General features: G+C 74.0%; 15 protein-coding genes. 3 read left to right on the top strand and 12 right to left on the bottom strand.

What is annotated here, in order from left to right; all coding sequences use genetic code 11:
- Nucleotides 1-184: 184 nt before the first annotated feature.
- The 4 genes from ACWERV_RS30005 to pdxR form a co-directional block, all read right to left on the bottom strand.
- Nucleotides 185-4,324 (bottom strand): Rne/Rng family ribonuclease, encoded by a 4,140-nt coding sequence (locus tag ACWERV_RS30005; RefSeq protein WP_452938979.1) that lies wholly within the window; start codon nucleotides 4,322-4,324, stop codon nucleotides 185-187.
- A gap of 220 nt (nucleotides 4,325-4,544) precedes the next feature.
- Nucleotides 4,545-5,318 carry a TIGR03936 family radical SAM-associated protein gene (locus ACWERV_RS30000; RefSeq protein ID WP_452938976.1) on the bottom strand — a complete coding sequence of 258 codons (774 nt, stop codon included), beginning with the start codon at nucleotides 5,316-5,318 and terminating at the stop codon, nucleotides 4,545-4,547.
- A 140-nt stretch (nucleotides 5,319-5,458) separates the two neighbouring features.
- Nucleotides 5,459-6,493 (bottom strand): hypothetical protein, encoded by a 1,035-nt coding sequence (locus ACWERV_RS29995; RefSeq protein WP_452938973.1) that lies wholly within the window; start codon nucleotides 6,491-6,493, stop codon nucleotides 5,459-5,461.
- Nucleotides 6,494-6,791: 298 nt separating this feature from the next.
- Entirely contained in the window at nucleotides 6,792-8,306 is a 1,515-nt protein-coding gene (gene pdxR, locus ACWERV_RS29990; RefSeq protein ID WP_452938970.1) for a MocR-like pyridoxine biosynthesis transcription factor PdxR, read from the bottom strand.
- Between the two features lie 193 nt (nucleotides 8,307-8,499).
- Between pdxR and ACWERV_RS29985 the strand changes: the two genes are divergently transcribed.
- The 3 genes from ACWERV_RS29985 (at nucleotide 8,500) to ACWERV_RS29975 (ending at nucleotide 12,152) form a co-directional block, all read left to right on the top strand.
- A complete protein-coding gene (locus ACWERV_RS29985; protein WP_452938968.1) occupies nucleotides 8,500-9,120 on the top strand; it encodes a LysE family translocator in 621 nt (206 codons plus the stop codon).
- Nucleotides 9,121-9,198: 78 nt separating this feature from the next.
- Nucleotides 9,199-10,074, top strand: a complete 876-nt coding sequence (locus ACWERV_RS29980) for a hypothetical protein (RefSeq protein ID WP_452938965.1) — start codon at nucleotides 9,199-9,201, stop codon at nucleotides 10,072-10,074.
- A 92-nt stretch (nucleotides 10,075-10,166) separates the two neighbouring features.
- Nucleotides 10,167-12,152: a DUF7507 domain-containing protein gene (locus ACWERV_RS29975; protein ID WP_452938962.1), complete on the top strand. Its 1,986-nt coding sequence runs from the start codon at nucleotides 10,167-10,169 to the stop codon at nucleotides 12,150-12,152.
- Nucleotides 12,153-12,203: 51 nt separating this feature from the next.
- Here ACWERV_RS29975 and ACWERV_RS29970 read toward each other — a convergent pair whose 3' ends face one another.
- The 8 genes from ACWERV_RS29970 to ACWERV_RS29935 form a co-directional block, all read right to left on the bottom strand.
- On the bottom strand, nucleotides 12,204-12,647 hold the full coding sequence (locus tag ACWERV_RS29970; protein WP_452938959.1) for a hypothetical protein: 444 nt from the start codon (nucleotides 12,645-12,647) through the stop codon (nucleotides 12,204-12,206).
- Between the two features lie 176 nt (nucleotides 12,648-12,823).
- Entirely contained in the window at nucleotides 12,824-14,776 is a 1,953-nt protein-coding gene (locus ACWERV_RS29965; protein ID WP_452938999.1) for a TIGR03960 family B12-binding radical SAM protein, read from the bottom strand.
- A 75-nt stretch (nucleotides 14,777-14,851) separates the two neighbouring features.
- Nucleotides 14,852-15,748, bottom strand: a complete 897-nt coding sequence (locus ACWERV_RS29960; protein ID WP_452938956.1) for a CHAD domain-containing protein — start codon at nucleotides 15,746-15,748, stop codon at nucleotides 14,852-14,854.
- An 85-nt stretch (nucleotides 15,749-15,833) separates the two neighbouring features.
- On the bottom strand, nucleotides 15,834-17,033 hold the full coding sequence (gene rodA / locus ACWERV_RS29955; protein ID WP_452938955.1) for a rod shape-determining protein RodA: 1,200 nt from the start codon (nucleotides 17,031-17,033) through the stop codon (nucleotides 15,834-15,836).
- Nucleotides 17,030-19,273, bottom strand: coding sequence for a penicillin-binding protein 2 (gene mrdA / locus ACWERV_RS29950; protein ID WP_452938953.1), 2,244 nt, complete (start codon nucleotides 19,271-19,273; stop codon nucleotides 17,030-17,032). The genes rodA and mrdA overlap by 4 nt, the downstream gene beginning before the upstream one ends.
- Nucleotides 19,270-19,902 carry a rod shape-determining protein MreD gene (gene mreD, locus ACWERV_RS29945; protein ID WP_452938950.1) on the bottom strand — a complete coding sequence of 211 codons (633 nt, stop codon included), beginning with the start codon at nucleotides 19,900-19,902 and terminating at the stop codon, nucleotides 19,270-19,272. The genes mrdA and mreD overlap by 4 nt, the downstream gene beginning before the upstream one ends.
- Before the next feature lie 3 nt (nucleotides 19,903-19,905).
- Nucleotides 19,906-20,907 (bottom strand): rod shape-determining protein MreC, encoded by a 1,002-nt coding sequence (mreC, locus tag ACWERV_RS29940; protein ID WP_452938947.1) that lies wholly within the window; start codon nucleotides 20,905-20,907, stop codon nucleotides 19,906-19,908.
- Between the two features lie 130 nt (nucleotides 20,908-21,037).
- Complete coding sequence (locus tag ACWERV_RS29935) at nucleotides 21,038-22,060, bottom strand: rod shape-determining protein (protein ID WP_398182140.1); 1,023 nt, start codon at nucleotides 22,058-22,060, stop codon at nucleotides 21,038-21,040.
- Between the last annotated feature and the right edge of the window lie 25 nt (nucleotides 22,061-22,085).

Raw genomic sequence — 22,085 nt, 5'->3', positions numbered from 1 at the left:
TCGACCGGCCGGGCCGGAAGGAATGTGCTCAGGAGATGGGCGTGAAACGCCGAGGGTCAACTTTACGTAGCGGCTCCGCCGCGGGTCAAATCGCCCGCTGCCGCGCCCCTGAAGACGCTCACCCTGCGCCGCGGAGGAAGCCTCCACGCCGCAGGGTGAGCAGGGCACCGCCCTCCGCGGAGGGCTACTCCGCGGGGGTCGCCGTCTTCTTCGCGGCAGCCTTCTTCGTCGTCGTCTTCTTGGCCGCGGCCTTCTTCGTCGCCGTCTTCTTGGCGGCCGCCTTCTTCGCCGGGGCCTTGCGCGTCCGCTTCTTCGGCTCCGCCTCGGCGGCGGGGGCCTCGGCGGCTTCCGGCTCGGCCGCGGGAGCGGCGGGAGCAGCGGGAGCCGTCGCCGGGACGACGACCACGGCCGCCTCCTCCGCCGCCGCGGGGGAGCCCGCCGGGGCGGTCACCTTGCGGGTGGCGCGGCGCCTCGTACGGGCCGGGGGCTCCGTGGAGACCTCGGGCTCGGGCAGCGCCGCCGCCGGGGCGGGGGCCGCGGCCTCGGCGACGACCACGACGGCCGCCTCCTCCGCCGCCGCCGGCGCACCGGCCGGGGCCGTCGCCTTGCGGGTGGCGCGGCGCCTCGTACGGGCCGGGGGCTCGGTCGAGACCTCGGGCTCGGGCAGCGCGGCGGCCGGCTCGACGTCCGGCTCGCTCACCGGCACCACGACGACCGCGGGCTCCTCCTGCGTACCGGACACCGCGGCGGGCGCACCGGCGGGCGCGGTGGCCTTGCGGGCGCCCCGCCGCCGGGTGCGGCCGCGCGACTGGTTCGCGGCGGCCTCCGCCTCGGCGGCCGTGCCGAACCACTCCTCCTCCGGGTCGCCGACGGCCGGTACGAGGTCGGACTCGCCGACCTCGATCGGCTCCAGCTCCGGCACCTCGTCGGCCTCGACGGCCTCGGCGGCCTCCGTCTCGTGGACGTGCTCGTGCTCGTGGGGCTGCGCGTCCGCGCCGGTCTTGCCGCCGCGGCGCTTGCGCTTGCCGCCACCGCCGCCCACCGTCGTGGCCTGGTCCATGTGCACGATGACACCGCGCCCGTTGCAGTGGACACAGGTCTCGGAGAAGGACTCCAGCAGGCCCTGCCCGACCCGCTTGCGGGTCATCTGCACCAGGCCCAGCGAGGTGACCTCGGCCACCTGGTGCTTGGTGCGGTCCCGCCCGAGGCATTCGAGCAGCCGGCGCATCACCAGGTCGCGGTTGGACTCCAGGACCATGTCGATGAAGTCGATGACGACGATGCCGCCGAGGTCCCGCAGCCGCAGCTGGCGGACGATCTCCTCGGCCGCCTCCAGGTTGTTGCGGGTGACGGTCTCCTCGAGGTTTCCGCCCTGCCCGGTGAACTTGCCGGTGTTGACGTCGACGACGACCATCGCCTCGGTCTTGTCGATGACCAGCGAACCGCCGGACGGCAGCCACACCTTGCGGTCCAGCGCCTTGAGCAGCTGCTCGTCGATGCGGTACGTCGCGAAGACGTCCGTCTCGGACGTCCAGCGCGACAGCCGGTCGACGAGGTCGGGCGCGACGTGCGCGACGTAGTCGTGGATGGTCTCCCACCCGTCGTCGCCGCTCACGATGACCTTGGAGAAGTCCTCGTTGAAGATGTCGCGGACGACCCGCACGGTCATGTCGGGCTCGCCGTACAGCAGCGTCGGCGCGTTGGAGCCGCCGCCCTGCTTGGCCTTGCGCTGGATGTCGTCCCACTGCGCCTGCAGGCGCTCGACGTCACGGCGCAGCTCGTCCTCGCTCGCGCCCTCGGCGGCGGTGCGCACGATGACGCCCGCGTCCTCGGGGACGATCTTCTTGAGGATGGTCTTGAGCCGGGCCCGCTCGGTGTCGGGCAGCTTGCGGCTGATGCCGGTCATCGAGCCCTCGGGCACGTAGACCAGGTAGCGGCCGGGCAGGCTGACCTGGCTGGTGAGCCGGGCGCCCTTGTGGCCGATCGGGTCCTTGGTCACCTGCACCAGCACCGGCTGGCCGGACTTCAGCGCGGACTCGATCCGGCGCGGGCCGCCGGACAGGCCGAGCGCCTCGAAGTTGACCTCGCCCGCGTAGAGCACGGCGTTGCGGCCCTTGCCGATGTCGACGAAGGCGGCCTCCATCGACGGCAGGACGTTCTGCACCTTGCCCAGGTAGACGTTGCCGACGTACGAGGTGGCCTGCTCCTTGTTGACGTAGTGCTCGACGAGGACGTTGTCCTCCAGCACGCCGATCTGGGTGCGCTCGCCGTTCTGCCGCACCACCATGACGCGCTCGACGGCCTCGCGGCGCGCCAGGAACTCCGCCTCGGTGATGATCGGCACCCGGCGGCGGCCCTGCTCGCGGCCCTCCCGGCGGCGCTGCTTCTTGGCCTCCAGACGGGTCGAGCCCTTGATCGACTGGACCTGGTCGGCGCCGGTACCGGCCGCCTCCTGCTGCGGGCGCGGCTCACGGACCTTGACGACGGTGCGCTCCGGGTCGTCGGAGTCGCCCGCGTGCGCGTCGTCCGCGCCCGCGTCACCGCTGCGGCGACGACGGCGACGACGGCGCCGGCTGCTGCTGCTCCCGCCGGAACCGCCCTGCGCGTGGCCGTCCTCGTGCTCGTCGGACTCCTCGGCCTCGTCGCCGTCGTGCTCGTGCTCGTCGTCGTCCTCGTCGGAACCGCCCTCGCCGTCCTCGGCGTGGTCGGCGGCGTCACCGCGGCGACGGCGGCGGCCACCGCGACGGCGGCGCCGGGAGGTGTGACGGCCCTCGCCGTCGCCCTCGGCGTCCTCCGCCTCGGCCTCCTCCTCGACGTCCTCGGGCTCGGCGTCCTCGGTGATCTCGACGCTCTCGGGCGCGGCCTCCTCCACGGCGGCAGCGCCACGGCGGCGCCGGCGGCGGCGCGACCCGCCGCCCTCGTACTCCTCGGCGGCCGGCTCCTCCGGCGTCTCCGTCCGCTCGGCCCGCTCGACGGCGGGCGCGGGGGTCGGCGCGACGAAGACCGGCGGCTGGAACAGCGAGGTCGCCGGTGCGGCGGCCCGGCGGCGGCCGCGCGCGGGCGGCTCCGGCTCGGTGCGCACGTCGAGCACCACGCGCTCGGCCGGGATGCCGAAGGCGTCGGCGATGGCGGTGACCGCCATCGCGGCGGCCTCCTCGGGCGTGTCGCCGTAGCCGCGGATCTCGTAGGCGTCGTCGACCTCGACGGCCCAGCCGTCGCCGTCGCGCAGCGCGCGGCCGGTGTAGGCGTCGGTCGTGGGCGCGGCGGCGGGGGCGGCCGCGGGCTCCTCCTCGCGGGGGGCCAGCGCGCCGGGCTTCAGACGCCGGGAGGAGTCACCGGCGGAGAAGGTGGCGGCGGGGGCGGCCTTCTTCCGCGTCCGCCGCGGCCGCTCGGCGGGCTCGGCAGCGGCAGCCGCCGGGGCGGGAGCGGACTCGGCGGCCGGGGCCGGGGCCGTCTCGGCGGAGGGGGCGGACGCCGCGCGGGTGGCGCGCCGCCGGGTACGGGGCGCGGGGGCGGCCTCCTCGGCGGGGGCCTCCTCGGCGACCGCCGGGCTCTCCGTCTTGCGGGTGGCGCGGCGGGTCCTGGGCGCGGCCTCCTCCTCGGCGGGGGCCTCAGCCGTCTCCGGCTCGGCCGCGGGGGCGGGGCTCTCCGCCTTGCGGGTGGCACGCCGCCGGGCACGCGGCGCGGGAGCCGCCTCCTCCTGCTGCTCGGGCGCCTCAACCGTCTCCGGCTCGGCGGACGCGGCCGGGGCGGTGGCCTTGCGGGTGGCGCGACGGCTCTTCGGCGCGGCCTCCTCCTCGGCGGGGGCCTCCTCGGCGACCGCCGGGCTCTCCGCCTTGCGCGTCGCACGCCGCCGGGTGCGCGGCGCGGGAGCCGCCTCCTCCTGCTGCTCGGGCGCCTCGGCCGTCTCCGGCTCGGCGGACGCGGCGGGGCTCTCCGCCTTGCGCGTCGCACGCCGCCGGGCACGCGGCGCAGGAGCGGCCTCCTCCTGCTGCTCGGGCGCCTCGGCCGTCTCCGGCTCGGCGGGCGCAGCCGGGGCGGTGGCCTTGCGCGTGGCGCGGCGGCGCTTGGGGGCCGCGGGCTCCTCGCCCTCGGCGGCGGCCTCGGCCGGCGCCTCTGCGGGGGTCTCGGGGGCGGCCGCCGCGGTCTTGCGCGTACGGCGCCGCGCCGGGGCGGCCTCGGCCTCGGTCTCCGGGGTGGTGTCGGTGCCGGCCGGCGGTCCCGCGGGGCGGGAGGCGGCACGGCGGCGGCGCGGCGGCGCCGCCTCCGCGGGCGTGTCGGCGCCGGCGGCCTGCTTCTCGTTCGTCTCGTTCTGGTCGGGCATTCGGGCAGTGCTCCCGTCGCGCTCCCGGGCGCCGCGTCCAGTTCGGAAGGGGCATGCCGCTTGGATCGCGGTTGCCGCCCTCCGGGGCGCGGGCGCCGCACGGGAGCTTGCTGTGTCGCTCGTCGGCCGCCCGTGCGGGGGCCGACGAAAGTCTCATGTGGTCAGCGGCGCCGGACCCGGGTGGCTCCCTGGTGCGTCGGCGACGCGCGTGACGACGCGGCTACGCGGTACCGGCCGGCACCGCCGCGGCGTCGCGATCGGGCGCGAGCGGGTCGGTGACCGTTCCGGTGTCCTCGGCGAGCGGCCCCTGCGCCAGCCTGGTCACCGCTGCGGGGACCGGCGGCGCGAGGTCGGCCGTCGCCTGAAGGCCGGACAGTACGTCGTCGGGCCGTACGGCAGGTGTCAGGTGCCGCACAACCAGCCGCAGTATCGCACAGGCGCGGTCCTGCGGCGTATCGGTACCCGGGCGCGGCGCGCCCGGGACAGCGGCGGTTCCGTCCTCCTCGACCACCTCGAACCGCGTGACCGCGGCCCGGCAGTCGAAGGTGCGGATGCCGTTCTTCGTGCTGCGCTGTACTTCCACGGTGTCCGCGGCGAGGAACGCCGCGACCGCCCGACGGGCGTCGGCGGGCTCCACACCGTCCAGCCGGAGCTGCCACACCGACGCCTCCAGGCGCTCGGCCAGACCCGGCGTGCGGGCCTCGACGGCCTCGACGACATCGAGACCGGGCGGCAGCGACTCGTCCAGCAGGATCCGCAGCTTCTCCGGGTCGCGGGAAGCCGACAGGCCGATCTCCAGATACTCCGCCTCGCTGCCGACGCCCGTGGGTGCGGCGTTGGCGTACGACACCTTGGGGTGCGGGGTGAAGCCCGCGGAGTACGCCATCGGCACCTCGGCCCTGCGCAGGGCCCGCTCGAAGGCGCGCTGGAAGTCACGATGGCTGGTGAACCGGAGGCGGCCCCGCTTGGTGTAGCGCAACCTGATGCGCTGCACCGTCGGCGCGGGCGGCGGGCCTTCGGGCTGTCGCTTGCCCAGTGTCGTTCAGTCCCTACGAGGAGTCGGCGGACGTCGTCGCGTCCAAGGTTACGCCGCGCGGCCGTACGCCGTCGCCGCACGCCCGCCCGACCGGCCGGTCAGCGCCGGTCGTCGTCCTCCCACGGCAGCCGCTTCGGCTCCGCCCCGCGCCGTACGGGCTCGCGCGGCTGCGCGCCGAACAGCACGTGCCGCACCGTCCTGCGGGCCTCGGCCACCGCGTCCGCCACCGGCCGCCACACGGCCCGCCGGTACCAGCGCCCCGCCGCCCGCGCCGCGCGCAGCGCCGGGGCGCCCGTCCAGCCCCACACCCACGCCACCGGCTCCGCGATCAGCACCCGCGCGGCCCAGAGCAGCGCCCGGCCGAGCGCACGCGACACGAACGCGGTGCCGCGCCACGCGAAGCACAGCGCCGCCCACAGCTCACGCGCGAGCGGCACCACGACCCGGCGCCACAACGCGCCGCCCGGCCGCCGCACCCCCCACGCGAACACCCACCCCACGGCCCGCCCGACCGCCCGCCCGACCACGACGACGCCCCGCCACACCAGCCCCAGCACCCACCCGACCGCCCGCGCCACCAGGACCACGCCCCGCCACACCAGGCCGAGCACCCACCCGACGGCCCGCCCGACCGGCACGACCGCCCACCGCCACACGAACGTGCCCGGCCGCACCAGCAGATACGTCCCGAGGAAGCGCAGCACCGCGCGCAGCGCGCGCCCGGTCGGCAGCGTGACCCGGCCCCACAGGAACCGCACCGCCGCACCCATCGCCCGCGCGACCGGCACCGTCACCCGGTGCCACAGGAAGCCCGCGACGGCATCGACCGCCCGCGCCACGGGCACGAGCCCCCACCGCCACACCGCCACCGCGACCGGCCGCACGACGTACCGGAAGAACGCGACGAGCGGCACGACGAAGAGGTAGCGCCCGACGGCGTAGAGCACCGGCAGCACCACGCGGCGCCACGTCCACCGCAACGCCTCGCGGCACGCGCGCGCCACCGCGAGCAGGGCGTCCCACACGAGGCGTACGGGCAGCACGACGGCAAAGGTCACGACGCGTACGGGTACGCGTACCGCGACCACCAGACACCCTTCGCCCGCGGGCGGCGCCTCCTGTTCCCCCACCACCCCGTGAACGTAACAGCCGCGCCCACCCGGCGGATACGCCCCCAACAGCCTCTTGCGGTGGGTTGCGCGACCCTCCCCCGGTAGGGGCTGAGCGCGCAGTTCCCCGCGCCCCTGGTTTGTCCCCCTGCGTGGCATACGCAAGCCCTGACGGGCGCATCCCCCTGCGGGGGGGGCGCAGGCTTTGCGGGCGAGGGCACTCGTTTTTCGGGGGCGCGGGGAACTGCGCGCTCAGCCCATCACCGGCGGACGATCGCGCGCCCCACCGCGGGAGGCAACCCGCGGCGCCGCCGCGGAAGCCTCACGCAGTGAGGAGGCGGGTGAGGGCGGTCACGCCCGCGGTGATGTCGGGCGGGGTGCGGGCCGCGTACCCGAGGACGAGGCCCGGCGGGCCGGGCAACTGGCGGTGCCAGGAGAGCGGATGCACCTTCACCCCGTGCCCGAGCGCCGCCGCCGCGACCTCCGCGTCGGACCCCACCCCGTACGCCTCCAGCGTGACGGTTATGTGCAGTCCGGCGGCGGCGCCGTGGACGACCGCCCCGGGCAGCATCTCGCGCAGCGCCGCGACCATCGCGTCCCTGCGCCTGCGGTGTCTGCGGCGCAGCAGCCGCAACTGCCGCTCCAGCGCCCCGGTCCGCATGAGACGGGCGAGGACGAGTTGCGGGAGGGTCGCGGTGCCGAGGTCGGCGAATCGTTTGGCCTCCACGAGCGCGTCGTGGTGCCGTGCGGGCACGAGCACCCAGCCGATGCGCAGCGCGGGCGCGAGGAGTTTGGAGACGCTGCCGGTGTAGCAGACGTGGTCGGCGAGCAGTGCGCGCAGCGCGGCGACGGGCGGGCGGTCGTAGCGGTGTTCGGCGTCGTAGTCGTCCTCGACGACGAGCCCGCCGTCGTGCGCGGCCCAGTCCAGGAGGGCGCGGCGGCGGCGTCCGCCGAGCACGACGCCGGTGGGGAACTGGTGCGCGGGTGTGACCAGTACGGCGGGGGCGCCGCTCGCGCGGAGCGCGTCGACGCGCAGGCCGTCGGCGTCGACGGGGACGGGCGGGGTGCGCAGCCCGGCGCGCACGAGGTGCTGGCGCACGCCGAGGGAGCCGGGTTCCTCGAAGGCGAGGGTGTCGATGCCGTCGGCGGCGAGGAGTTGGGCGAAGAGGCCGAGCGCCTGGGCGGTGCCGCCGACGATCACGACGTCGTCCGGGTCGGCGCGGATGCCGCGGTTCCCGGCGAGCCAGGCGGCGACCTCGCGGCGCAGGGCGGGGGCGCCGCGCGGGTCGCCGTAGCCGAGGTCGGCGGCGGGGAGGTCGGTGAGGACGGCCCGTTCGGCACGCAGCCATTCGGCGCGGGGGAAGGCGGCGAGGTCGGGCGCGCCCGGTGAGAGGTCGATCCGGGCGGGCGCCGCGCGGAGCCGGTCGAAGGCGTCGGAGCCGGGTGTCCCGTCGAAGGGTGTGGCGCCGGTGGCCGGTGCGGGCGGATGCCCGGGGGCCGTCGGCCCGCCGGCCTGCGCCGTCAGCGGCGCCGCGACCACCCGTGTGCCCGCCCGGCCGTCCGCGACGGTGTGGCCGTCCTCGGCGAGGCGGCGGTAGGCCTCGGTGACGACCCCGCGGGAGACGCCGAGGTCGGCGGCGAAGGTGCGGGTGGCGGGCAGGCGCGCGCCGAGCGGGAGCCGTCCGTCGCCGACCGCGCGGCGCAGTTCCGCGGCGAGCCAGGCGGCGCGTCCGCCGGGCGGTGCGGTGGCGATGTCGAGCTGGAGGAAGTCCGTGCCCGGCGTGCTGCCGGTGGACGGTATGGACCGGTCGAGAGGCTGCCCTTTGGACCTGTTCACCGGGCCATTGTGGCAGCAGGGTGGTGCCGCGGGCCACCCCCGCACCCTCGCCCCGAGTCCCCGCCCGCCGGGTGGAGCCGCCTCCCGCACCGGCCACGGCATCCCGCCCGGCGGGCGGAGTCGCCGCCCCGCGCGCCGTCGCCCCGGGGCCCCGTCCGGCCGAGCAACGGCCCTTCCCCGTAACGGAGTCGCCATGAGTACCGCCTTTCTCCTCACCGCCCTCGTCGTGTGCCTGACGCCCGGGACCGGGGTCGTCTACACGCTGTCCGCCGCGCTCGCGCACGGGCGGCGGGCCGGGGTGGTGGCCGCGGCCGGGTCCACGCTCGGGATCGTGCCGCACGTGCTGGCCACCGTGACGGGGGTGGCCGCGCTGCTGCACACCAGCGCGCTCGCCTTCCACGCGCTGACGTACGCCGGGGCGGGGTGGCTGCTGGTCATGGCCTGGTCGACGCTGCGGGACCGGGACGCGCTGGTCGTGCCGGGCGACGGGGACGGCGCGCCCGAGCGGCCCGCCGTCCGCGTGATCGGGTCGGCGGTGCTGCTCAACCTCCTCAACCCCAAGCTGACCCTGTTCTTCTTCGCCTTCCTGCCGCAGTTCGTACGGGACGACGACCCGCACCCGGCCCGTCGGATGCTGGTGCTGAGCGGGGTGTTCATGCTGATGACGTTCGCGGTCTTCGCCGGGTACGGGCTGCTGGCCGCGTCGGTGCGGCAGCAGGTCGTGGCGCGGCCGCGGGTGCTGACGTGGGCCCGGCGGGTCTTCGCGGGCTCCTTCGTGACGCTGGGCGCGCGGCTGGCGCTGGCCGCCCGCTGACGCCCCCTCCCCGAGCCCCGCCCGCGGCACCTATGGTGAACGCGGGCACGGGCGGGGACGGCGACGGGGGGCGACCGCGTGATCAGCGAGCCGGAGATGGAAGGCGGCGAGGACGCCCCCGCAGCGCCCGGCACGAACCCCCTCGCGGAGCAGCCGCGCCTGCCCTTCGCACGCCGGTCCGGCGAGGACGCGGACCCGGGCACGGACCCGCGCACCGAGGTGCTCAGCGGCAGCGGCCGCCCGCCCCGCCCGCCCCGGCTGAGGCCGCTGCTGCTCCGGCTCCGGGACCGCCCGTGGGTGTGGGCGGCGTGCGCGGCCGTGGTGACCTCGGCCGTATGGGCGGGGGCGCTCGCGGGCACCGGGTACGGCCGGGCCTCCGCGCCCGACCTGCACGGCTACCACGTGGGCGACCGCAACCCCTGCACATACCTGAACCTGCGGCCGCTCACCGCCCACCTGGACGCCCAGGCCTTCGGCCAGACGCAGCCGACGATCGCGCACAGCGCGGCGCTGGACCACGTCGAGTGCGAGCTGACCGCAGACCGGCAGGACGGCGGCGACGGCTGGACGTCCACCTACACCGTCTCCGTGACCGTGGACCTGCACAAGAAGACCGACCCCAGTACGGAGTTCGACGCGACCGGCGACGCCGTGGGGGCGCATCCGCACATCCCCGGGGCGGGATTCCTCGTCGTGGACATCGCCGAGCGGACGTCCCACCCGCGCGGCCTGGGCGACCGGGCGAACCTGGTCAGCTCGCAGTTCCGCCAGTCGCTGGGGGTACGGCACGGCGGGGCCGTCTTCACGCTGACGCTGACCGGGACGAACGACTGGGATCCGGCCCGCGGCCCGGAGCCCGACATCGCCTCCCGTCCGCCCGTCATCGACACCACCGCACAGGCGAAGGACCTCGTCCCGGCGATGCGCACCCTGATGGCGGCGCTCTCCTCGTGACGGGACGCGCCGGTACGTCGGACGGCGGCAGCCCCGGCGCCCGGCACGGCGCGTCCGGCGACCCGCACCACTCGGATACGTAACGTCGTCGCATGACGACCAAACGTTACTTCCCGGTGTGCGGGTGGAGACCGGCGGTGGGGACGGCCCTCGCGTGCGTGGGCCTGCTCGCCGCCGCGCCCACCGCGCTGGCGGCGCCGGGCGCGCGGGACATCGGGATGCCGCGCACCGCCGTACGCCCTCCCGTCCACGCGCCCGCGCACGCCCAGCGGCAGATGCCCGCCCCGGCGCGCGCGTCCGCGCACACGCCCACCCGCGGGGGCGGCAGCCCCCGGGCCACCCGGCAGGGCGGCTCCCTGCTGCTCGACGAGACCTTCAGCGGCACCTCGGTCGCCGACCCCGGCTTCCAGCCGCTGGACACCACCTGCCTGACCGGCGCCACCACCGCGCCCCCGGCCGGCGAGTCCACCACCGGGCCGTGCACGGAAGCCGACCAGACGACCCCGCCGGTGCCCACGCCCGGTGTCACGCCGGGCTGGCTCCAGCTCACCGACAACGGCAACTACCGTGTCGGCGGCATCGTCTACAACCGCCCGCTGCCGGGCAACGGCGGCCTGGAGGTGCAGTTCGACCAGTACCAGTACGGCGGCAACGGCGCCGACGGCATCGGCTTCTTCCTCGTCGACGGCGCCCACGACCTGACGTCCGCGGGCGCGACCGGCGGCTCGCTCGGCTACGCCCAGCGCAACCTGGAGCCCGGCGTCGACGGCGGCTACCTCGGCGTCGGCCTCGACGCGTACGGCAACTTCGTCAACGACGGCGAGCAGCGCGGCCTGGGCTGCCAGCCCCCCGAGGTCTCCCCCGTGCAGGCAAACCCGCCCGCCCAGGTCCCGGACACCGTGACGCTGCGCGGACCCGGCCAGGACCTGAACGGCTACTGCTTCCTGGCCTCCACGATCACGCCGGACGCCACCCAGCCGTCCGGCTACGTCACCACGCTGCCCGGCAGCCTGCGCGGCCCCGGCAGCACACCGGACGACGCGCAGCGCACCGTGCGGATCAGCGTCAGCCCCGACGTGATGCCGCTCGTCACCGTCGAGATCGACTTCCACGACGGCAACGGCTTCCAGACCGTGCTGACCCACCAGATGACGGAGAAGGCACCCCCCACGTACAAGCTGGGCTTCTCCGGCTCGACCGGCGGGCTCACCGACACCCACCTGATCCGCAACTTCACCGCGTCCTCCGAGGTGCCCGTCGACCAGCTCAACCTGGTCAAGACCACGGCCTACCCGCCCGGCACCGACCCGGGCACGCTGCACGCGGGCGACACCGTGCCGTACCAGTTCCTGGTCACCAACACCGGGCCGACGACGCTCACCGGCGTCAGCGTCACCGACCCCGACGTCACCGGCATCACCTGCCCGCGCGACACCCTCGGCCCGATGGGCACCCCGACCTCGTCGATGGTCTGCACCGGCAGCCACACGCTGACCGACGAGGACGTCGCGGGGAAGACGGAGTTCACCAACACCGCGACCGCGCACGCCACCGGCTCCGCGGGCGAGGACGTCGACTCCAACGAGTCCTCGGCGACCGTGCCCGTGGAAGGCCCGGCGCAGCCCGGCCTGGACATCGCCAAGACCGCCGACGCGACCTCCGCCGAACCCGGCCAGAAGGTGAGTTACACCCTCACCGTCACCAACACCGGGACCACCCCGCTCACCGCCGCCCAGGTCACCGACGACCTCAGCGGCGTCCTGGACGACGCCACCTACGACGGCGACGTCTCCGCGACGACCGGCACCGCCTCCGTCACCGGCTCCACCCTCACCTGGACCGGCGACCTGGCACCCGGCGCGAGCGCGACGATCACCTACTCGGTCACCGTCCGCGGCGACGGCTACGACCACCCGGCGGGCAACGGCACCCTCACCAACTCCGCCACCACGACCACCCCCGGCGCCACCTGCTCCAGCAACCCCTCGGGCGCCCTCCCCTGCACCGTCACCATCCCCGTGACCTGCGAACCCACCCCCACTCCCCCGCCCACCACCTACGGCACCCGCCGTTCCTGACCCCCACCCGCCGCGGGCCCCGTCACCCCTGACGGGGCCCGCGGCGCGCGCTCAGCGGTGACAGCGGCAGCGGCGCCCGCAGCCACAGCCGCAGGACGTGGCGTCGTCGGCGAGCAGCCCGAGGCCCACACCGAACATCCAGGAGTCCTTCGCCAGCGCGATGCCGTTCTGCGTCGGCCAGACACTCCCCGGCTCCCGCATCCCGGGCGTGCGCCCGTAGAGCCCCAGCAGCGCCCCGGAGAACCCGGTCAGGAACGCCCCGGCCACCGCCCCCGGCACAAACGGCGCCAGCAGCAGCGACCCCGTGGCGATCTCCCCGCACGACAGCACCCGCAGGAACTGCCGCGGACTGAGCTTCCGGAACACCGGATACGCCCCACAGGCCATCCCGTGCAGCATCTCGGCGGTGGCCTCGTCACCCTTCCACTTCTGCAGTCCCGAGTGCAGGACGAAAGCCCCGGTGGCCACCCGGGGCGGGAGCTGGCGCAGCTTCATGACCGGATTCCTCCCGTCGCGACATCCCCCTCCCCCCAGGGTCCCAGCCCTGCCCCACCCCGCCACTCGACAACGAACGCACAGGTCGGCGGGCTCCTATCGACGACCGCGGCGTCACCTCCCCCGTGCTCCGCCACGGCGGCGGGGCACAGGGGATCACGCCCGTCTGAGCTGCGTCACTGCCCCGCGGGCGCGCCGGCCGGGGAGTTGACGACGCTCAGGGGGAGGAGTTTCTTGCCTGTCGGGCCGATCTGGATGTGGGTGTCCATCTGGGGGCAGACGCCGCAGTCGAAGCAGGGGGTCCAGCGGCAGTCCTCGACCTCGGTCTCGTCGAGGGCGTCCTGCCAGTCCTCCCACAGCCAGTCCTTGTCGAGGCCGGAGTCGAGGTGGTCCCAGGGCAGGACCTCCTCGGCGGTGCGCTCGCGGGTGGTGTACCAGGGGAGGTCGATGCCGGCGGCCGGGAGGACGGCGTCGGCGGCGCGCATCCAGCGGTCGTAGGAGAAGTGCTCGCGCCAGCCGTCGAAGCGGCCGCCGTCCTCGTAGACCGCGCGGATCACCGCGCCGACGCGGCGGTCGCCGCGGGAGAGCAGGCCCTCGACGATGCCGGGCTTGCCGTCGTGGTAGCGGAAGCCGATGTTGCGGCCGTACTTCTTGTCGCCGCGGATCGCGTCGCGCAGCTTCTCCAGGCGCGCGTCGGTCTCCTCGACGCCGAGCTGCGGCGCCCACTGGAAGGGGGTGTGCGGCTTGGGCACGAAACCGCCGATGGAGACCGTGCAGCGGATGTCGTTCTGCCCGGTGACCTCGCGGCCCTTCTGGATGACGCGCTTGGCCATGTCGGCGATCTGCAGCACGTCCTCGTCGGTCTCGGTGGGCAGGCCGCACATGAAGTAGAGCTTCACCTGCCGCCAGCCGTTGCCGTACGCGGTCGCGACCGTACGGATCAGGTCCTCTTCGGAGACCATCTTGTTGATGACCTTGCGGATGCGCTCCGAGCCGCCCTCGGGGGCGAAGGTCAGACCGGAGCGGCGGCCGTTGCGGGTCAGCTCGTTCGCCAGGTCGATGTTGAAGGCGTCGACCCGGGTGGACGGCAGCGACAGGCCGATCTTGTCGTCCTCGTAGCGGTCGGCCAGGCCCTTGGCGACCTCGGCGATCTCGCTGTGGTCGGCGGACGACAGCGACAGCAGGCCGACCTCCTCGAAGCCGGTCGCCTTCAGGCCCGCCTCGACCATCTCGCCGATGCCGGTGATGGAGCGCTCGCGCACCGGGCGGGTGATCATCCCGGCCTGGCAGAAGCGGCAGCCGCGCGTGCAGCCGCGGAAGATCTCCACCGACATCCGCTCGTGCACGGTCTCGGCGAGCGGCACCAGCGGCTGCTTCGGGTACGGCCACTCGTCGAGGTCCATGACGGTGTGCTTGGACACCCGCCACGGCACCCCGCTGCGGTTCGGCACGACCCGGGCGATCCGGCCGTCGGCCAGGTACTCCACGTCGTAGAAGCGCGGGACGTACACCCCGCCGGTGCGCGCCAGCCGCAGCAGCAGCTCGTCGCGCCCGCCCGGCCGGCCCTCGGCCTTCCAGGCGCGGACGACGTCGGTGATCTCCAGCACGGCCTGCTCGCCGTCGCCGATCACGGCCGCGTCGATGAAGTCGGCGATCGGCTCGGGGTTGAACGCGGCGTGCCCGCCCGCCAGCACCACCGGGTCGTCCACCGTGCGGTCCGCCGCGTTCAGCGGGATACCGGCCAGGTCGAGCGCGGCGAGCATGTTGGTGTAGCCCAGCTCGGTCGAGAAGCTCAGGCCGAAGACGTCGAAGGCCCGCACCGGGCGGTGCGCGTCCACCGTGAACTGCGGCACACCGTGCTCGCGCATCAGCGCTTCCAGGTCCGGCCACACGCTGTACGTGCGCTCCGCGAGCACGCCCTCGCGCTCGTTGAGCACCTCGTAGAGGATCATGACGCCCTGGTTGGGCAGCCCCACCTCGTACGCGTCCGGGTACATCAGCGCCCAGCGCACATCGGTGGCGTCCCACTCCTTGACGGTGGAGTTCAGCTCACCGCCCACGTACTGGATCGGCTTCTGGACGTGCGGGAGAAGTGCTTCCAAGCGCGGGAAGACCGACTCGACAGGCATCTCGGCGACTTTCATCAGCTGACGGTGGGCGGTGGTCCCGGGGCGGCGACGCGCCCCGACGGGGACGGGTGACCCTCAAGAGTACCCGGCCGCCCGCGCCTCCCGGTCCGCGTGCGCCCACGCCCGGGGGAGTTCCGCCCGCGCCTGCGCCGCCAGCGACCGCTCGGCCCGCGCCATCGCCCGGTACGGCCCCGGGTCCTCCCCCGCCGCGCGCGCCCGCGCCACCGCGCCCTCCAGGGCCGTACGGCACATCACACTGTCCTGGTGCTCGCCCAGCACCTCCTGGAGCCGCTTCATCCGCACGGAGTGCGCCTTCGCCGCGCCGCCCAGCACCGGGCGCACCGCCTCGCCGCTGTAGCGCGCCCGCTTGGCCGCCTTGCGGGCCTCGTGCAGCGCGGTGTCGCGCGCCGCGCCGGGGGCCGCCGCGAGCGCCGCGGCCATCCGTGAGCGCAGCCGCGCCATGTCCCGCCGTACGGTCGCCTCCGCGGCGGGCCCCGCGGGGCGGTCCGCCGCCTCGCGGTACGGGGGTGCGGACGTCAGCGCGTCCAGCGCGCCGAGCAGCGCTGCGTACCGGGCGCCGTCGAGCGTGCGCAGCACCGCCGCGTGCGCCGCGAGGGCGCTGCCCGTGCCCAGCGCGTGCAGCCGCCCGCGGACGGCGCCGGGGGGCGCCGACCCCGCCCCCTGCTCCAGCTCCGCGCACCGGAGCGCCAGCCGCTCCGCGAGGACCTCGCGGTCGCGTTCGGCGCCCAGCTCGGCGGCGAGCCACTTCAGCTCCGCGGCCAGCGGTTCGGTGGCGGACCGGGCCAGCTCCGGGCGGAAGCTCTTGAGCGCGCTGCGGGCTTTGCGGGTGGCGACCCGCATCTTGTGGACGGCGTCCGGCTCGCCGCGGCGGACCTTGGGGTCCAGCGCGTGGAGCGCTGCGCGCTGGGCTTCCAGGTACGAGGTGGCCGTGCGGCCGGCTTCGGCACCCATACGGTTGACGCTACCCGTGCCCTGGCCGGGCAAGCGTTTTCCGGGGCGCGTGGGGGCGCCTCCCGGGCGCCCCCGGAAACGGCCCCTACGCGGACATGGGTCTTTGCATCTTCACGGATTGCAGGAGCCCTATGGCAATACAGTTCGCGAACATCGACGACCCCCCGTAGGAGACGAAGGGCAAGGGGATGCCGGTCACCGGCATGATGCCCAGCGTCATGCCGATGTTCTCGAAGGACTGGAAGGCGAACCAGGTCACGACGCCCGCGGCCACGATCGTGCCGTAGAGGTCGGTCGCGCCGCGGGCGATCGCGCAGGCGCGCCAGAGGATGACGCCGATCAGGGCGATGATGAAGGCCGCGCCGACGAAGCCGAGTTCCTCGCCGGCGACGGAGAAGACGAAGTCCGTCTGCTGTTCGGGGACGAACTGGCCGCTGGTCTGGCCGCCGTGGAAGAGGCCCTTGCCGAGCAGGCCGCCGGAGCCGATGGCGATACGTGCCTGGCTGGTGTTGTAGCCGACGCCGGAGGGGTCGAGCGCGGGGTTGGCGAAGGCGGCGAAGCGGTCGATCTGGTACTTGTCGAGGATGCCGAGCTGCCAGACCAGGACGGCGCCGACGATGCCGGAGCCGATGAGGCCGAAGACCCAGCGGTTGGGCGCGCCGGAGGCGAGCAGGACGCCGAGGACGATCGCGCCGAGCACCATGACGGAGCCGAGGTCCGGCATCAGCAGGATGATGAGGATGGGCAGCATTGCCAGCGCGAGGGACTGCAGGACGGTGCGGTGGTCGGGGTGTTCGCGGTCGCCCGCGTCGACCCGGGCGGACAGCACGACGGCCATCCCGACGATGATCGCGACCTTGACGAACTCCGAGGGCTGGAGCGAGAACCCGCCGCCGATGACGATCCAGGAGTGCGCGCCGTTGACGGTGGAGCCCAGCGGGCTGAGCACCGCGAGGATGCCGAGGATCGCGAGCCCGTAGTAGAAGGGCACGACGTCGCGCATCCGGCGGTGGCCGATGACGACCGTGCCGATGCCGAGGGCGGTGCCGATCCCGGCGTTCATCAGGTGCCGGATCAGGAAGTAGTACTGGTCGCCGTGGGTGAGGTTGGTGCGGCCGCGGGTCGCGGAGTAGACCAGCAGCGTGCCGATGCCGGTGAGCATCAGCGCCGCGAAGAGCAGCACCCAGTCCATCCGGCGGAAGACCGAGTCGCGCGCGAGGATCTTCCCGAGGGTGGACTTCTCGGGGGTGTAGCGGGGGACGCTCGCGTAGCCGGATGCGGTCATGACCAGTACTTCCTGCCGAGCAGCAGCTTCTCCGGTCGGCCGGGGCCGAGCGCGGCGACGGCGGGGGCGGCGCCGCCCGAGGTCGCCGGGCCGCCGGCGGGGACGGTGAACTGGTCGGTGGCGGGCACGGTGTACGAGGCCTGCGTCACGACGCCGTCGTCGGAGATCTTCGGCAGCGTGCTCACCGGCTTGGGCATGAGGCCCTTCTTCGGGTCGATCGTGGCGCTGTCCTTGGTGATGCCGTACATCGCCTCGTAGATGCGCCGGACGGCCTCACCGGAGGCGCCGGAGCCGGTGCCGCCCTGGGAGATCGTCATGACGATCGTGTAGTCCTTGGTGTACGTGTCGAACCAGGACGTGGTCTGCTTGTTGTAGACCTCGGCCGTACCGGTCTTGGCGTGCAGCGGGATCTTGTCCTGCGGCCAGCCGCCGAACTTCCAGTCGGCGGTGCCGGAGGTGACCACGCCGGCCAGCGCGTTGTCGATGTACTTCAGGGTCGCCTTGGTGTCCGGGAGCTTGCCGGTGGCCTTGGGCGCGATCGGGGTGACGGTCTTGCCGTCGGCGCTGACGATCGCCTTGCCGATGGTCGGCTGGTAGAGGGTGCCGCCGTTGGCGAGGGCCGCGTAGACGCGGGCCATCTGCACCGGCGTGACGAGCGTGTCGCCCTGGCCGATCGCGTAGTTGACGGAGTCACCGGCGCGGATCACGTTGTGGTCGGCGCACTTCTCGATGGAGTTCTCGACCACCAGGCTCTTCTGCTTGTCGTTCTTGTGCTGGGCGGCGGTGCGGCACCAGTAGTCGTGCATCTCGTCGTTGTAGTCCGAGGCCCACTGCCGGTCCGGGACGCGCCCGGTGACCTCGCCGGGCAGGTCGACACCGGTCTTGGCGCCCAGCCCGAACTGGTGGGCGGTCTTGAAGAACCAGTCCTTGGGGTGCTTGGGGTTGGTGCCGCCGTCCTTCTGCCACTCCTGGTACGCCACCCCGTAGAAGACGGTGTCGCAGGAGACCTCCAGGGCGCGGCCGAGCGAGATGTAGCCGAAGTTCTCGTTCTCGAAGTTCTGGAAGGTGCGGTCGCCGATCTGCATCGAGGACGAGCACATGTACTTGCCGTCGGGCTCGTAGCCGGCGTTGATGGCGGCGCTGGTGGAGATGACCTTGAAGGTCGAGCCCGGTGCGGACTGGCCCTGGATGGCCCGGTTCAGCAGCGGGTAGTCGGACTTCTTGTCGATCAGCGCGTTGTACGCCTTGGCGGAGATGCCGCCGACCCACTCGTTGGGGTCGTAGGTGGGCAGGCTCGCCATGGCGATGATGCGGCCGGTGTGGTTGTCCATGACGACCGCGGCGCCGGAGTCGGCCTTGTAGTTCTTGTGCGTGACGGTGTCGTACGTCTTGCGCGCGGCCACCATCGCGTCGTTCAGCTCTTTCTCGGTGACCGCCTGGACGCGGGCGTCGATGCTGGTCACGAGGTTGCTGCCGGGCTGGGCGGGGGTGTCGCCGGCCTTGCCGATGACGCGGCCGAGGTTGTCGACCTCGTAGCGGGTGACGCCCGCGGTGCCGCGCAGCTGGTCGTCGTAGACGCTCTCCAGGCCGGAGCGGCCGATCTGGTCCGAGCGCAGCAGCGGCGCCTTGGTCTTCTCCGACGCGCTGACCTCGTCGTCGGTGACCGGGCCGAGGTAGCCGAGCACCTGCGCCGCGTTGGACTTGAAGGGCCCGGCGTAGCGGCGTACGGCGGTGGGCTCGGCGGTGATGCCGGGGAAGTCCTCGCGCCGCTCCATGATCTGCAGGGCCTGCTGGGTGGTGGCCGAGTCGGTGATCGGGATGGGCTGGTAGGGCGAGCCGTTCCAGCACGGCTTGGGCGTCTTGGCGTCGCACAGCCGGACCTTGTCCATGACCTCCTGCGGCGTCAGGCCCAGCACCCCGGCCAGCCGGGTGAGCACGGCGGTGCCGTCGTCGGCCTGCTTGAGCAGGTCGGTGCGGGAGGCGGAGACGACGAGCTTGGTCTCGTTGTCGGCGAGCGGCACCCCGCGGTCGTCCAGGATGGCGCCGCGGACGGCGGAGGTGACGACCTGCTGGATGTGGTTGCTCGCGGCCTTCTCGTCGTACTGCTGGCCGTTGCGGATCTGCAGGAACCACAGCCGGCCGCCGAGCGTGAGCAGCAGCGACACGACCAGGATCTGCAGGATGACCAGCCGGATCGTCACCCGGGTGGTGCGCCCGGTCTCCGGGATGTTGCCGCTCATCGCCTGGCCCCCCTGACCATCGTGCCGCCCCTGCCGAACAGTCCGCCGCGGGGTGCGGCGAGACCGGTCCTGATGCGTCCGGCCCGGCCGCCGCCGTAGCCGCCGGAGACGTCCTCGGACATCGGGTCGTGGTCGAAGTGCCGTGCCATCGCCATGACCAGCGGCACCACGAAGGGCGCGAGCAGCAGGTCGTAGATCGCCGCGGTGAGGACCAGTTTGGCGAGGCCCACATGGGCGCCCGCGGTGTCGCCGACGAGGCTGCCGACGCCCGCGTACAGCAGCGTGGTGGCGACGGCCCCGCCGATGACGACGAGCATGGGCCCGGCGGCGGTGCGCAGCCTGCCGCTCTCCGGCTTGACCAGGCCCGCCGCGTAGCCGACGACGCACAGCACGAGCGCGTAGCGGCCCACCGCGTGGTCGGCGGGCGGCGCGAGGTCGGCGAGCAGTCCGGCGAAGAAGCCGATGAGGCAGCCGGCGACATGGCCGTAGCTGATGGCCAGGCCCAGCACGGTCAGCAGCAGCAGGTCGGGCACCGCGCCCGGCAGGTGCAGCCGGGCCAGCACGCTGACCTGGACGACCATCGCCACGACGACCAGCACGGTGGGGAGCACGATCCGGTTCAGGCGCATGGCTCAGTCCCTGCCGCTGCTGGTGGGCGTGGAGGTGGTCGTCGCGGGCGGCAGCGCTCCGTCGGCCTGGTTGTTTGCGCCGCCCGGGGAGGCCGGGGCGGTCGGGGTGCCGGTCGCCTTGGGCTTGGGCGGCGGCGGGGTCGTCGGGCGGGGCGGCAGCACGCTGTCGCGCGGGTCGGTCCGCGGGCCGAGGACGACGACGCCGACGACGTCGAGCCGGGTGAAGCCGACGAACGGCTGGACCTGGAGGGTCTTGGTGAGGTTGCCGCCGGACGGGTCGACGCCGATGACCTTGCCGACCGGCACGCCGGGCACGAACGGCTTGTCCTTCTCCGAGCCGAAGGTCACCAGCCGGTCGCCCTTGTGCACCGCGACCTTGCCGTTGAGCAGCTGCACCCGCATCGGGCGGTCGCCCTGGCCGCTGGCCAGGCCCAGCTCCATGGAGCTCTCCAGCCGGGTGCCGACGGTGAAGTCCGGGTCGTTGGCGAGCAGCACGGTCGAGGTGCTGTTGCCGACGGTGGTGACCCGGCCGACGAGCCCGTCGCCGTTGATGACCGTCATGTCGCGGGTGATGCCGTCGCGGCTGCCGGCGTCGATGGTGACCGTCCAGGAGAAGCCCTGCGCGGCTCCTATCGCGATGACCTGCGCGCCCTTGATGGTGTACTGCCCGGCGCCGGCGGTCTTGAGGAGCTTGTCGAGTTCCTGGGCCCGGTTGCGGGTGATGTCGTTGCTGCCGAGCTTCTGCTTGAGCGCGGCGTTCTCGCGTTCCAGCCGGCTGATGGTGCTGCTGCGGTCGCCGGAGTCGCGCACCGCGTCCACCGCGTTGCCGACCGGGTCGACGACTCCGGAGACGGCGTTCTCCACCGGGCCGAAAACGGATTCCGCGGCCTGCCGCGGCCGGTCGAGCGGCGAGTTCTCACCGCCCCGGATGTCCACGGTGATCAGCGCGAACGCGATCACCACCAGCAGCACCAGCAGCAGCCGGCTCTCCTTTGTGTCCCTCACGGGCGCCAGTCCGTGCCTTCCTCATCGGACCCGCCGCCGAGTGGGCAAGCGGCCGGTCGGAGCTACTGTGCTGGGGTGCGGGCCTCGCGGGCGGCCGGGCCTCGCGAGGCGGTGGCCCGCGGGCCGCGTGTCATCTGCGGGGGGCGGCGTCGAGGACGCGCTGCAGCGCCTCGAACTCCTCGACGCACTTGCCGGCACCGAGCGCCACGCAGTCCAGCGGGGTCTCGGCGATGTGGATGGGCATGCCCGTCTCGTGCCGCAGCCGTTCGTCCAGGCCGCGCAGCAGCGCGCCGCCGCCGGCGAGCACGATGCCGCGGTCCATGATGTCGCCGGACAGTTCCGGCGGGCACTTGTCGAGCGTGGTCTTGACGGCGTCGACGATCGCGTTGACGGGTTCCTCGATGGCCTTGCGCACTTCCGCGGCGGAGATCACGACGGTCTTGGGCAGCCCGCTGACCAGGTCGCGGCCGCGGATCTCGGTGTGCTCGTCGTCGTCCTTGTTCGCGAACGCGGAGCCGACGGTCAGCTTGATCTGCTCGGCGGTGCGCTCGCCCAGCAGCAGGCTGTACTCCTTCTTGATGTGCTGGATGATCGCGTTGTCCAGCTCGTCGCCCGCCGTCCGGATGGACTGCGCGGTGACGATGCCGCCGAGGCTGATGACCGCGACCTCGGTGGTGCCGCCGCCGATGTCGACGACCATGTTGCCCGTCGCCTCGTGGACCGGCAGGCCCGCGCCGATCGCGGCGGCCATCGGCTCCTCGATGATGTGCACGGTGCGCGCGCCGGCCTGGTTGGCCGCGTCGATCACGGCGCGGCGCTCCACACCGGTGATGCCGGACGGCACGCAGATGACCATGCGGGGACGGGCGAGGTAGCGGCGGCGGTGCACCTTGAGGATGAAGTACCGCAGCATCCGCTCGGTGATCTCGAAGTCGGCGATGACGCCGTCCTTGAGCGGGCGGACCGCCACGATGTTGCCCGGGGTGCGGCCGATCATCTTCTTGGCCTCGGCGCCGACCGCCAGGATGCCGCCGGTGTTGGTGTTGACCGCCACCACCGATGGCTCGTTCAGCACGATCCCGCGGCCCCTGACGTACACCAGCGTGTTGGCCGTGCCGAGGTCGACAGCCATGTCACGGCCGATGAACGACATGTTGTTCGCCATGAGGATACGTCTG

This window comes from Streptomyces sp. NPDC004031 (assembly GCF_053604375.1).
The sequence above is the reverse complement of the archived record's forward strand: the minus strand, read 5'-3'. Positions and strand labels throughout refer to the sequence as shown.

Excerpts from the sequence above, each read along its gene's own strand:
- ACWERV_RS29935 (WP_398182140.1), bottom strand. The coding sequence starts at position 22,060 with ATGTCGTTCATCGGCCGTGACATGGCTGTCGACCTCGGCACGGCCAAC.
- ACWERV_RS29965 (WP_452938999.1), bottom strand. The coding sequence starts at position 14,776 with ATGCCTGTCGAGTCGGTCTTCCCGCGCTTGGAAGCACTTCTCCCGCAC.
- ACWERV_RS29975 (WP_452938962.1), top strand. The coding sequence starts at position 10,167 with ATGACGACCAAACGTTACTTCCCGGTGTGCGGGTGGAGACCGGCGGTG.
- rodA (WP_452938955.1), bottom strand. The coding sequence starts at position 17,033 with ATGACCGCATCCGGCTACGCGAGCGTCCCCCGCTACACCCCCGAGAAG.
- ACWERV_RS29970 (WP_452938959.1), bottom strand. The coding sequence starts at position 12,647 with ATGAAGCTGCGCCAGCTCCCGCCCCGGGTGGCCACCGGGGCTTTCGTC.
- mrdA (WP_452938953.1), bottom strand. The coding sequence starts at position 19,273 with ATGAGCGGCAACATCCCGGAGACCGGGCGCACCACCCGGGTGACGATC.
- ACWERV_RS30005 (WP_452938979.1), bottom strand. The coding sequence starts at position 4,324 with ATGCCCGACCAGAACGAGACGAACGAGAAGCAGGCCGCCGGCGCCGAC.
- mreD (WP_452938950.1), bottom strand. The coding sequence starts at position 19,902 with ATGCGCCTGAACCGGATCGTGCTCCCCACCGTGCTGGTCGTCGTGGCG.
- ACWERV_RS29960 (WP_452938956.1), bottom strand. The coding sequence starts at position 15,748 with ATGGGTGCCGAAGCCGGCCGCACGGCCACCTCGTACCTGGAAGCCCAG.
- ACWERV_RS29985 (WP_452938968.1), top strand. The coding sequence starts at position 8,500 with ATGAGTACCGCCTTTCTCCTCACCGCCCTCGTCGTGTGCCTGACGCCC.